A 10,086-nucleotide genomic window follows, 5' to 3' on the forward strand; every position below is an offset into this window, starting at 1 on the left:
CTTCCTCCTTCGTTAATGTAGCTTACTTACCTAGTTGCTGCCATTATAGAAATGGCATCCTTCCTTACTGCATGCTTTCTTAGTGAAGCTGCAGTAATACGCTTCACCTTTTTTCTGAAGCTTACTGCACTTTTGCATATGCCTTATGAACTCCCAATCTTTCTTCATCCTCCTGCCTCCTAACACACCATGCTAGCCAGAAAGTCATCAAAGGATATCTGCTTTCCAATAATCGGCTCAGCTTTAGGATCAATCCGAACTTCGGCTTTCTTTCTAGTTTCTGGTATCTTCTGATCTGCCTTCACTTGTGGTGCTTCCGACTTGACCACTGTCTTGGAGGCCTTCGACCCCACATACTCTACGGCAGCTCCTATGTCATGATTTCTAAAAAAATCTCTGATCATAAATGCTGTTTTCTCCGTCAATGCTCTGCCATTATAGTTGTGAATGTTGTATTTCTCTTTCTCAGTGGAGAGAAACACACGACATACAGCCCGATCTGTATCACTTACCTTCTCGTCTATGCATTTCTCAATCAGCATTCTCTCCTGCCATATAATACTGCCCTCTTTGAATTGTTGTTTGAATGTTTCTCTCTCCTGCTGATTCAATGATCGGGTGTCCCTGTGATAATCACCCCTCTTGCCAACATGAAACATTCTGCCATCAATTTCAAAATACAGTTCTTTGCCTTTAAAGAAATTTAAACCCTTTGCTAGTTTCTTTTGATAATCACATTCTTCTCGATGTTCATGCTTGCTGACGCACATACCTTCCCTGCTGCATTGTTTGTATGATGAGCAACATGCAAAACTCATGATTGACCTCCTTTATAAATTTAAAATCATACTACTTTTCCATGAGACTCCTAACATTCTTGATGACCAGATCCACGGTGCCGTCCCCATTTCTTTTGATCTCAAACTTCATCCTGTCTTCAAAATCTTCATAGTCTCCTTTGATTTCAATACCTGTGTCTGTTTTCATGGTCTTTCTTTTCATCTTCTTTTCAACGTATCTCTTGTCAATCTCAAATCTATCAGCATTGAGCCCTTCTTTGAAAAAGTGCTGTATGAAGTTTTGAGCCATATCTATATCAGTTCCGAATACATTCTGGGTAAACTTTTCTATATCTATTTCAGCTGAATGTTTTAACGCTGTGGCCATTTCTTCCCGGACTTCCTGAGCTTTCTCGAAATCTTCTTTCAGGTTTTTTCTTGTCCACTTTTCAGTTATGTTTCTAAATGCCCTTGTTTTCTCTCTATCATCCACCAATACCTCACAGTTTAGGAATGTATGGGTAAAGTAAAGGGCTGCATCCTCATCTGCATAAGCCATGTTGTCCAGTACGATTAAATCAAAATCTGCATCTTCATCAACGGCTTTTATAAAAGCACACTGCTGAAGCTTCTGACCTGTTCCTGGTAGTCCAATGTGCTGGGGCAGGATTTCGTTTTTCAGTTTGTCATCCTGGAAGGTCACATTATGGATGTACGATGTTCTATAATCTAGCTTAAGGATTGCAATATACTCCTTCTCATGTGCAGTGTAGAAGCAAATAACCAAATCCCCTGACGATACAAGGTTGCTGGTTTTCATTGACTTAAACAACCGTTCCGCAATTCTTTGAGATGCCTCAATAAAGTTTCCTTTCTCCATGATTTCTGAGACTGCTTCCCTCACGGCGGTATCCCCACCCTTAAACTTGGCTGTTCTGTTATCCTCGCAATTTAGAGATTTTACAATGTGCCTTTCAAGAAACTCATGGATATCCTCATCGATCTCCTGCTCATAATCAGTCAATATTGGCCCATCTGCATTTCGATCCAAAACGTGCAATATTGCTTTTTTTATAACCACAGAATCTATATCTCTCATATGTACCTCTCCCCTTCTTTTAAGCTATAGCTTGATATATTCTCTCTTTCACGGATATTGGTATTACATCACCGATTGCATAGTATAGTTTCTGTCCAGCCTTTTCAGCCTCATAATGTTTCTGAGCCATGCTAGAAAGCCTTTCAAATTCATCAAAATCACCGTTCATATGTCTCACGATGCTTCGCAAGCAGTATTCAAGAATTTCAGGTTTCACTTTGTATTCACCCCTAGCTCTTTAAGTTTTTTAGCCACGGAATCCCTTGAAATTTTGAGCTTGTAACCTATTTCAGTAAAACTATAACCCTGCTTTCTCAGTCGAATCATTTCCGGCGTAATTTTCTTCCAGTCGATGTGTCTTCCACCCATAACCTTCACCGCCTATTTAAATAAAATCTCTTGTAAATCCTCATTTTCCTGTTTTGCTATGCTGCTCCTGATGCTCTCATCTGGCAGATAAATTGGTACCGCCATCTTTTCAATTCGGTTCTTAATCCTTTCATCATGGGCCAATTCCTCAATTGGAACATTGGATGTAAAAATCGTGATCTTCTTTCCTACCATCCTGCCATTGATGATGTTGTAAAAGATCTCTGTAACCCATGTTTTTGGTGTTTCAACTCCTATGTCATCCAGGATGAGTACATCCACTGTTTTGATAGCATAAAGTAATTCAGTTTCAGTAATTTCACTTTCTTTGTTATATGTATTTTGAATGGCCTTGAGCAGATCCACTGTAGTGATGAACTTCACCCTTGCCATCTTTACTTTAACTAAGGCATTCCCCAAGCTTGCTGCAAGTCTTGTCTTCCCGGAACCCTTAACATAACTGTAGAAATAAATCCCCTTGCCTAACTCAGCCATGGTTTCATAATTGTTTACAAAGTTCGCCGCTGCTCTCTTTGCTAAAGTCGCCTTTGATTTATTCTCTTCCGTCGAGTACACCTCCGTGTCAAAGGACTTGATGGTTAGCTCATAAAATTCTTTGGGTATGTTTGCAAACTCTAATTTCTTATCAACGATCTTTGCATCCCTGCACTTGCAAAAGGCTACGCTGTTCTTTTCCTGGTCAATGATCATCCCTGATCCATCACACACAGAGAAGGGACAACTAGAAGTCGCATTCTGGCTCATTGACTCTTCCATCTTCTCCGATAAGCCCCTTTTCTTTCGCAATTCGTTCAAGTCGTATAGATTCTTCTGAGGGCCCTGTCCTTCCAACACGCTTGCTATCGCTTCCATCTGATCCACCACCTTTTGGTTTATAACCTCTCATTTGGTTCTCCAACTGAATTACTTTCTCCCTGAGTTTACTGGTAGAAAGGATATTGTTTTTCCAGAATCCATCACTTTGGCACCATAAGATGATCCTTTTGATTTCATCAAAGCTATAGCCTTGACCAGCCTCACCACCTACAGGCCCGATCCTGTTGAGCTTATCGATTTCATCTACCCATTTTTCATACAGTGCAGAATTTCTTTCTGGTACCCGAGCCCGCTTATTATTGCTTTTAATTTTCGTGATGAGCAAATCCGTTAAGGCGGCTGCCATTAGGCTATAACTTTTTGATGCTTCAACGTCTGGCTCCTCAGGAGGCTGACTAGGTATATTTTCTTCTGTAGAATTCTCTGTAGTAATCTCTGTAGTAGTCTCTGGTATCGTCGTTTCTTTTTGCGTTGAACGTGTTTCATCCTGACTTGAGCGTGTGTCATTTTGATTTGACCCTGTTTCATTTTGACTTGAGCGTGTTTCAACCCCATAGATTTGTATAGAATCAAGCTCTGCCAACCTTTCAAAGTTTAGAGTAAACCACCGAGTCTTATCATACTTCGCATCATTGTGGTTGCCTTCAATTATGTAGCCTTCATCCAGCAGCGCTTTTATAGCCCTGTTGATCGTTGAGATGCTCCAGAAGGGAAACGCCTTTTCCTGAATATCCCGTATGCTCTGATATGTCCATCTTTTACCGTCAATAAAGTTGTTGGATATGGAGATCCAAAACTCTATTTGTAGCAGCGTCAGACTTTCATTAAGACCTATCTCTGTGGCTAAGGCAGGATTTAATCGCGGTGCATTCGGTTCATTTAGTACAAAGAGTCTGTTCTCATTTCTTCTACTCAAAATATCACCTCACTTTCAGCAGATATTTATTGAAATCCAATGCATAAATAAAATGAGTATTGGTAATCCTAGAAATAAGAAAAATATTATTTTCCTTGCCTTGTATCGTTTTCTAAACTTGAGCGGAGTATGACCCCGCTCTATGTAAGGAATAATTGGTTTTCCCATAGAATCCTCCATTGAAATTGGGTAATAGCCATGATATAATGGCCGTAGGTTAATATTTTTTAACACGCCGACCTCTTAACAGTTGCAGCTGTCGAGTGGTCTTTTTCTTTGTCAAAATCCTTGAATCTGCCATTCTCCACAATTGATACTAAATTAAAGTTTTCATATAACCATATAGCCAATTGAATGCTCATCCTATACACCTCCTATCGTTTATAGCTTTTGCTTCTCAGTTTACGGTTCATTCGTTTCTCCAAAGACTTAATATCTAACTCAAATTGTTCAGCCATGGTAATGAAGTGAAGCTTTATTGCCGGCAATACATCGGCGATCTGTTCCTCTGCACTCATGACTTCTTCCCACTGTTGACTAGAGAATTGATCTCTTGACTTTTTATTCTTCAGTAATTTTTTCAAGGTCTGGGTGTGCTTTATAAGCTCCGCTGACTCTTCTATCAAACTATCAAGGACCACCAAAACATTATCATCCACATTATTTAGTACTGGCACGTTGAAAAACTCACTCCCTTTTTCATATAGATGCTCTGCTATGATCCTTGGGCTATTTAATACTGCAGCTGCTCTTTCAACCACATCATCCGGCATAGGTAACTCTTTGTTTTCATATTTCGACCATGTTGCTTGTGTCACACCTACTTGTCCTGCAATGGCTATTTGTTGGATTCCAACCATAAGCCTAGTCTCTTTGACTAATTCGGCTACGCACATCCTATGTCACCTTCTTTCAGTAATTATAAATTTAGCTTTATATATTCCTAGATGGAATACCAGTTTGTGGGATTATTCTTAGGAAGTTGTTATACTAAGAATATAAGCTTCGTATTAACAACTCATCTGACAATCCTATCTTACAAACCAATTCTTTCCGATGCTTCTGACTCACCCAGGAGCATCCTCACCTTTTTCTTACAAGCAGATCCTTTCATAAATAAGTGTTGATGATATTCTCAATCTCATCAATAACCATACTTACTCCAAGTTCTTGTCCTAACGCAAGAGTCGGATCATCACTCTCCTTTACGACTTCTTGAATCATGTTTTTACATCTAGCCAATGCTTCGTACAGTCTCTCAACAACGTATTTATCCATCCGTTCACCTCGCTTTCGTTGATTAACTGGTTATTATGCGATCATAATTAAGCAGTTTTTATAGGGCTTCTAATTTCTATTATTGATTGAATACAAGGGTTTAGACATTTGTTATGGATTATTACACCACCTGAATATATTGGGAACTGATTAAGAGTTATACTTGTTGGTATTCTGACTTTCCCCCCATCCTTTTTTATCACGACATCTTTTCCACAATGAACACACTTAGGTAATTCTTTCGGTTTAGTGACCTTAGATTTTGTCTTCATAAAACATACTCCTCCCATAAATACTTATTTAGTTCCCTTTACTTAAGAAACCATGTTTTCCTCTGCCCACTTGATAAACGCTTGCTTCGGAATAATAATTCTTTTACCAGACAATTGCCTATCTAGTTTTGGGAATCCATCACTGTGAACTAACTCTGATGCTTTTGGTATAGAAATTTGAAGAACATCTGCAAGATCAGATACTTTTAGAAATAAAGGTAAGTCGTCTACGCTCTTGTATACTTTCTTTGTAGCTGCCAAAGTTTACACCTCCTTTTGATTTAATTTTGTTATGAAGTTCTTATTGTTCCTTTACGACACATCGTATCTAAAAAAATATCGTCTCCTTCATAACCTAAAATATTCTTAATCCGAGTTGCTACAATAAATGATGGGTTTTTGCGTCCTAACTCGATATTAGTATAAGTAGCTCTGTTTATATTTGCCATATTTGCAATTTCTTCATGTGTAAGACCTTTCTCTAATCTAATTTGTTTTAACTTTTCTCTCATAGTTTCACCTCCGATCGTGTCGCTAAGGAACATTCTTAATATTATATTAGTTCCTTTTAGACACATTGTCAAGCTGTTTTTTAAAATAATTCTGTTTTTTGTTCATTATAGACACTAATGTTTATTTTAGACACATTTAAAAGTAAAATATAATCAAGGCGGTGAGCTCGATGAACTTTGGTGAAAGATTAAAACTCTTGAGAGATGAAAAAGATTTAACGCAACAAGATCTAGCTGACTATCTTGGTGTCGGTCGTCCTACTATAGCAGGATATGAAACAAAAGGTAAACAGCCTGATCATGAAAAATTAATAAAACTAGCTAATTACTTTAATGTTTCCGTAGATTTTTTACTTGGTCAAGCAGATATAAGAAATTCTGCTGATCATATCAAATATGCAGTTAAAGATGATAAGGAATTAGCAGAGTTTTGGGATGCAATGAAAGAAAGGGAGAGTCTACAGATTCTATTTAAGCAAGCAAAGAATCTAGATGATAAAGATATTAAGCAGATGATTAGAATTATAAAAGCTATTGAAGATGAAGAATCAAATGAATAAACAACTAAATAGTGTTTTGTCATAAGGGGGAATAGACATGATTGATGTTTTAGGTGCATCGCTGTTAAGGGGCTTGATGTGCAAAGATATTCCGTTTCATGATGTTATGAATGCTTTTAATATAAAAACTACGATCGCATTTAACATGAGCTCCAAAATTCATGGTTTTGTATATGTAAGCAAGAAAGGAAATTATCATATAATACTGAATGGAAATATAAGCTATGAGACACAATGCCATACATTTCTACATGAGATCAACCACATACTTAGAGACTTGCCACAAATGAATTACATAATAGGATTAGATATGCAGCATGAAAGGTTCGAAATGGAAGCTGATAAGTTAGCTTTCTTGTAGAACTTATTTTTTTTAAAACTCAACACCGAACATATGTACTGCGTTATGGTTATATAGGAAAATTTAAGAAGGCAGGTGAAAAAACATGCCCAACAAAAGAGGACAAGGTGAAGGGAGCATTCGAAAAAGAGGTGATGGCACTTGGGAGGCTCGCTACACCATAGGTAAAGACGAAAATGGAAAGCAAATCAGAAAAAGTGTTTATGGACATGGTAGGCAGGAAGTAGCACAAAAGTTGACTAAAATCCTTAATGAGATTAATTCAGGATTATATGTAGAGCCTACGAAAATGACTGTAAATGATTGGTTAAATACCTGGCTTAAGGAATATAAGATGCCTTCTTTAAAAGCAAAGACATACGACAGCTATGCGCATACCATAGATTATTTTATTAGACCTATAATAGGACATATCGTATTAAAAGATCTGCGACCAGATCAAGTTCAAAGTATGCTTAATGAAATAAAAAATCGCCTACCTGTAAGAACCTCTGTCGCCATATCCAAGCTTGAAGAAGAATTAAAGGGTAGTACTACCCCTAAACAGAAAAAAGTAATTACAGCTCAAATAGAAGCTCTAAAAGACGATAAGATATCATCAAGAACTGTAAAGTACGTGCACATCATTCTAAATGGCGCACTTAAGCAAGCTCTTAAAAATAATCTAGTTGTCAGAAATGTGTGCGAAGCTGTCAATGTTCCAAAAAAAGACGATAAAAAAGAAATAAAGGTTCTTACTATTGATAGCCAGAAGAAATTCTTAGATGCTATTAAAGGTCATAGATTAGAAGCTGCATTTATGTTAAATATCTCCACTGGGGTAAGAGTTGGTGAGCTACTCGGATTAACCTGGCCTAATGTGGACTTTGATGAGAATACAATTCGAATTACACAGACTGTATCTCGTGTTAAAAATTCAGCTACAGGGAAATCCAGTTTACAGTTTAGCACCCCTAAGACTGAAAAAAGTAAAAGAACAATTCCTCTTCTTCCACAGGCAGTAGAATTATTAAAAAAGCACAAAGAGCTGCAAGACGAGCAAAAGGCAGAAATAGAAGAAGGGTATGCACCTCATAACCTTGTATTCTGTACAGAGCTAGGTAATCCTATCGATCCAAAGAACTACTCAAGATCTTTTAATGCCATACTTAAAGCAGCTGCGATAGATCACATCAACCTACACGCATTAAGACACACCTTTGCGACCAGGGGATTAGAAAATGGGATAGAATTAAAAGTAATGCAGGAACTCCTAGGACATTCTAGCATTATGCTAACAGCTGACACCTATAGCCATGTGTTGCCTGATAAGAAAAGAAAAGCCATAGATAAGTTAAAAAACATCTTTTAACTTTTTATTTGCAACTTCGTAGGGGTACTGTAGGGGTAAAACAGAAAAAACACTTGTAAGGTTTAAACCCTACAAGTGTTCATTTTACTGGTGCGCCCAGAGAGATTCGAACTCCCGACCTTCTGATTCGTAGTCAGACACTCTATCCAGCTGAGCTATGAGCGCATATTAAGTTGGAGGCGGCACCCAGATTTGAACTGGGGAGTAAAGGTTTTGCAGACCTCTGCCTTACCACTTGGCTATGCCGCCAAATAAATGGTGACCCATCCGCGGCTCGAACGCGGGACACCTTGATTAAAAGTCAAGTGCTCTACCTGCTGAGCTAATGGGTCATAACATTTTTAAAAAAGATGGCTGGGGTAGCTGGACTCGAACCAACGAATGCCAGAGTCAAAGTCTGGTGCCTTACCGGCTTGGCTATACCCCAATGTTATTTTGTGGGGTGGCTGATGGGAATCGAACCCACGAGTGCAGGAGCCACAATCCTGTGTCTTAACCGCTTGACTACAGCCACCATAATAATGGAGCGGACGAAGGGAATCGAACCCTCACGATCAGCTTGGAAGGCTGAAGTTCTACCACTAAACTACATCCGCATGAAATTTTGGAGCGGAAGACGAGATTCGAACTCGCGACCCTCGCCTTGGCAAGGCGATGCTCTACCCCTGAGCCACTTCCGCATAATTGGTGGAGGGAGGTGGATTCGAACCACCGAAAGCTCAGCTAACGGATTTACAGTCCGCCCCCTTTAGCCACTCGGGAATCCCTCCAAAATAATGGAGCTAGTGAAGGGAATCGAACCCCCAACCTGCTGATTACAAGTCAGCTGCTCTACCGTTGAGCCACACTAGCTTAAAAATAGGTTAAAGTTGAGATGAGGTTTGGTTCTTTTGCTTTATAAGGCTGAACCTGGCCTCTGTCAGTAAATCTAATATAAAAATGGCGACCCGGAAGGGGCTCGAACCCTCGACCTCCAGCGTGACAGGCTGGCATTCTAACCAACTGAACTACCGGGCCACACGGTTATTGGCTTATAGTCCCTGGTTATCTAGAACTTCCTCATAGTCTTTCTAAAGGACTCTCGATACCGGCCCTACGAACCTTCAACCCAAGCCTTTAACCTTAAATGGTGGGCGCAATAGGGATCGAACCTATGACCCCCTGCTTGTAAGGCAGGTGCTCTCCCAGCTGAGCTATGCGCCCATGATAATCATGGTGACCCATCCGGGAATCGAACCCGGGTTACCGCCGTGAAAGGGCGGTGTCTTGACCGCTTGACCAATGGGCCTTGATAAATAAATGGTAGCGGCGAGTGGACTCGAACCACCGACCTTCCGGGTATGAACCGGACGCTCTAGCCAACTAAGCTACGCCGCCATGATTTTAAATGGTTGCGGAGGCAGGATTTGAACCTACGACCTTTGGGTTATGAGCCCAACGAGCTGCCAGCTGCTCCACTCCGCGATGTTGTTTGGTGCCGGGGACCGGAATCGAACCGGTACGGTCTGTAAGGACCGCAGGATTTTAAGTCCTGTGCGTCTGCCAGTTCCGCCACCCCGGCAGGGGTTAAAATGGCTCCAGAGCGGGGACTCGAACCCTGAACCTACCGGTTAACAGCCGGGTGCTCCACCATTGAGCTACTCTGGAACGCTAAACTAGCGACGACCTACTCTCCCAAGGGGCTACCCCCTAAGTACCATCAGCGCTGAAGGGCTTAACTTCTGTGTTCGGTATGGGAACAGGTGTGACCCC

Annotated in this window: 16 protein-coding genes, 16 tRNA genes and 1 rRNA gene; 3 read left to right on the forward strand and 30 right to left on the reverse strand. The window is 40.1% G+C overall.

Features of this window, described 5'->3' with window-relative positions:
• Positions 1-30 precede the first annotated feature (30 nt).
• The 13 genes from HNQ80_RS21205 to HNQ80_RS21260 all read right to left on the reverse strand — a co-directional run bounded on the left by HNQ80_RS21205 (position 31) and on the right by HNQ80_RS21260 (position 6,062).
• The gene (locus tag HNQ80_RS21205) at positions 31-168 is read right to left on the reverse strand and encodes a hypothetical protein (RefSeq protein WP_184312698.1); all 138 of its coding nucleotides are present in this window, start codon (positions 166-168) and stop codon (positions 31-33) included.
• An 11-nt stretch (positions 169-179) separates the two neighbouring features.
• Positions 180-818, reverse strand: coding sequence for a hypothetical protein (locus HNQ80_RS21210; RefSeq protein WP_184312699.1), 639 nt, complete (start codon positions 816-818; stop codon positions 180-182).
• A gap of 31 nt (positions 819-849) precedes the next feature.
• A complete protein-coding gene (locus tag HNQ80_RS21215) occupies positions 850-1,878 on the reverse strand; it encodes a nucleoid-associated protein (protein WP_184312700.1) in 1,029 nt (342 codons plus the stop codon).
• A gap of 19 nt (positions 1,879-1,897) precedes the next feature.
• Positions 1,898-2,095: a hypothetical protein gene (locus tag HNQ80_RS21220; RefSeq protein ID WP_184312701.1), complete on the reverse strand. Its 198-nt coding sequence runs from the start codon at positions 2,093-2,095 to the stop codon at positions 1,898-1,900.
• On the reverse strand, positions 2,092-2,247 hold the full coding sequence (locus HNQ80_RS21225) for a hypothetical protein (protein ID WP_184312702.1): 156 nt from the start codon (positions 2,245-2,247) through the stop codon (positions 2,092-2,094). Before HNQ80_RS21225 ends, HNQ80_RS21220 begins: the two co-directional genes overlap by 4 nt.
• A 12-nt stretch (positions 2,248-2,259) precedes the next feature.
• The gene (locus HNQ80_RS21230; RefSeq protein WP_184312703.1) at positions 2,260-3,012 is read right to left on the reverse strand and encodes an ATP-binding protein; all 753 of its coding nucleotides are present in this window, start codon (positions 3,010-3,012) and stop codon (positions 2,260-2,262) included.
• Positions 2,990-4,000 carry a hypothetical protein gene (locus HNQ80_RS21235; RefSeq protein ID WP_184312704.1) on the reverse strand — a complete coding sequence of 337 codons (1,011 nt, stop codon included), beginning with the start codon at positions 3,998-4,000 and terminating at the stop codon, positions 2,990-2,992. Before HNQ80_RS21235 ends, HNQ80_RS21230 begins: the two co-directional genes overlap by 23 nt.
• Before the next feature lie 227 nt (positions 4,001-4,227).
• Positions 4,228-4,362, reverse strand: a complete 135-nt coding sequence (locus tag HNQ80_RS26350; protein ID WP_279289023.1) for a hypothetical protein — start codon at positions 4,360-4,362, stop codon at positions 4,228-4,230.
• A gap of 12 nt (positions 4,363-4,374) precedes the next feature.
• The gene (locus HNQ80_RS21240) at positions 4,375-4,896 is read right to left on the reverse strand and encodes a helix-turn-helix domain-containing protein (RefSeq protein WP_184312705.1); all 522 of its coding nucleotides are present in this window, start codon (positions 4,894-4,896) and stop codon (positions 4,375-4,377) included.
• 214 nt (positions 4,897-5,110) lie between these two features.
• Positions 5,111-5,278: a hypothetical protein gene (locus tag HNQ80_RS21245; RefSeq protein WP_184312706.1), complete on the reverse strand. Its 168-nt coding sequence runs from the start codon at positions 5,276-5,278 to the stop codon at positions 5,111-5,113.
• Between the two features lie 47 nt (positions 5,279-5,325).
• Positions 5,326-5,550, reverse strand: coding sequence for a hypothetical protein (locus HNQ80_RS21250; protein WP_184312707.1), 225 nt, complete (start codon positions 5,548-5,550; stop codon positions 5,326-5,328).
• Positions 5,551-5,592: 42 nt separating this feature from the next.
• Positions 5,593-5,811 (reverse strand): helix-turn-helix domain-containing protein, encoded by a 219-nt coding sequence (locus tag HNQ80_RS21255; RefSeq protein WP_184312708.1) that lies wholly within the window; start codon positions 5,809-5,811, stop codon positions 5,593-5,595.
• 29 nt (positions 5,812-5,840) lie between these two features.
• Positions 5,841-6,062 (reverse strand): helix-turn-helix transcriptional regulator, encoded by a 222-nt coding sequence (locus HNQ80_RS21260; RefSeq protein ID WP_184312709.1) that lies wholly within the window; start codon positions 6,060-6,062, stop codon positions 5,841-5,843.
• 170 nt (positions 6,063-6,232) lie between these two features.
• Between HNQ80_RS21260 and HNQ80_RS21265 the strand changes: the two genes are divergently transcribed.
• From HNQ80_RS21265 to HNQ80_RS21275, 3 genes are all read left to right on the forward strand, one after another.
• Positions 6,233-6,622: a helix-turn-helix domain-containing protein gene (locus HNQ80_RS21265; RefSeq protein WP_184312710.1), complete on the forward strand. Its 390-nt coding sequence runs from the start codon at positions 6,233-6,235 to the stop codon at positions 6,620-6,622.
• A gap of 37 nt (positions 6,623-6,659) precedes the next feature.
• On the forward strand, positions 6,660-6,983 hold the full coding sequence (locus HNQ80_RS21270; protein ID WP_207727141.1) for an ImmA/IrrE family metallo-endopeptidase: 324 nt from the start codon (positions 6,660-6,662) through the stop codon (positions 6,981-6,983).
• 85 nt (positions 6,984-7,068) lie between these two features.
• A complete protein-coding gene (locus tag HNQ80_RS21275; RefSeq protein ID WP_184312711.1) occupies positions 7,069-8,334 on the forward strand; it encodes a tyrosine-type recombinase/integrase in 1,266 nt (421 codons plus the stop codon).
• An 88-nt stretch (positions 8,335-8,422) separates the two neighbouring features.
• On the opposite strand, the gene HNQ80_RS21280 is transcribed toward HNQ80_RS21275, so the two are convergent.
• The 17 genes from HNQ80_RS21280 to rrf all read right to left on the reverse strand — a co-directional run.
• Positions 8,423-8,499: transfer RNA gene (locus HNQ80_RS21280), tRNA-Arg, on the reverse strand.
• A 9-nt stretch (positions 8,500-8,508) separates the two neighbouring features.
• Positions 8,509-8,583: transfer RNA gene (locus HNQ80_RS21285), tRNA-Cys, on the reverse strand.
• A gap of 7 nt (positions 8,584-8,590) precedes the next feature.
• Positions 8,591-8,666: transfer RNA gene (locus HNQ80_RS21290), tRNA-Lys, on the reverse strand.
• A gap of 19 nt (positions 8,667-8,685) precedes the next feature.
• Positions 8,686-8,761: transfer RNA gene (locus HNQ80_RS21295), tRNA-Gln, on the reverse strand.
• An 11-nt stretch (positions 8,762-8,772) separates the two neighbouring features.
• Positions 8,773-8,848: transfer RNA gene (locus tag HNQ80_RS21300), tRNA-His, on the reverse strand.
• 8 nt (positions 8,849-8,856) lie between these two features.
• Positions 8,857-8,930: transfer RNA gene (locus tag HNQ80_RS21305), tRNA-Gly, on the reverse strand.
• Positions 8,931-8,939: 9 nt separating this feature from the next.
• Positions 8,940-9,014, reverse strand: a tRNA-Gly gene (locus HNQ80_RS21310).
• A gap of 5 nt (positions 9,015-9,019) precedes the next feature.
• Positions 9,020-9,104, reverse strand: a tRNA-Tyr gene (locus tag HNQ80_RS21315).
• A gap of 7 nt (positions 9,105-9,111) precedes the next feature.
• A tRNA-Thr gene (locus tag HNQ80_RS21320) sits at positions 9,112-9,186 on the reverse strand.
• An 88-nt stretch (positions 9,187-9,274) separates the two neighbouring features.
• A tRNA-Asp gene (locus HNQ80_RS21325) sits at positions 9,275-9,351 on the reverse strand.
• A 110-nt stretch (positions 9,352-9,461) separates the two neighbouring features.
• Positions 9,462-9,537, reverse strand: a tRNA-Val gene (locus HNQ80_RS21330).
• 10 nt (positions 9,538-9,547) lie between these two features.
• Positions 9,548-9,622, reverse strand: a tRNA-Glu gene (locus HNQ80_RS21335).
• A 12-nt stretch (positions 9,623-9,634) separates the two neighbouring features.
• A tRNA-Met gene (locus HNQ80_RS21340) sits at positions 9,635-9,711 on the reverse strand.
• An 11-nt stretch (positions 9,712-9,722) separates the two neighbouring features.
• Positions 9,723-9,798 (reverse strand) — tRNA-Met (locus HNQ80_RS21345).
• A gap of 8 nt (positions 9,799-9,806) precedes the next feature.
• Positions 9,807-9,895, reverse strand: a tRNA-Leu gene (locus HNQ80_RS21350).
• A gap of 11 nt (positions 9,896-9,906) precedes the next feature.
• A tRNA-Asn gene (locus HNQ80_RS21355) sits at positions 9,907-9,981 on the reverse strand.
• Between the two features lie 6 nt (positions 9,982-9,987).
• Positions 9,988-10,086, reverse strand: a 5S ribosomal RNA gene (rrf, locus tag HNQ80_RS21360); the annotation flags it as partial.

This window comes from Anaerosolibacter carboniphilus (genome assembly GCF_014205875.1).
Taxonomy (GTDB): domain Bacteria; phylum Bacillota; class Clostridia; order Peptostreptococcales; family Thermotaleaceae; genus Anaerosolibacter; species Anaerosolibacter carboniphilus.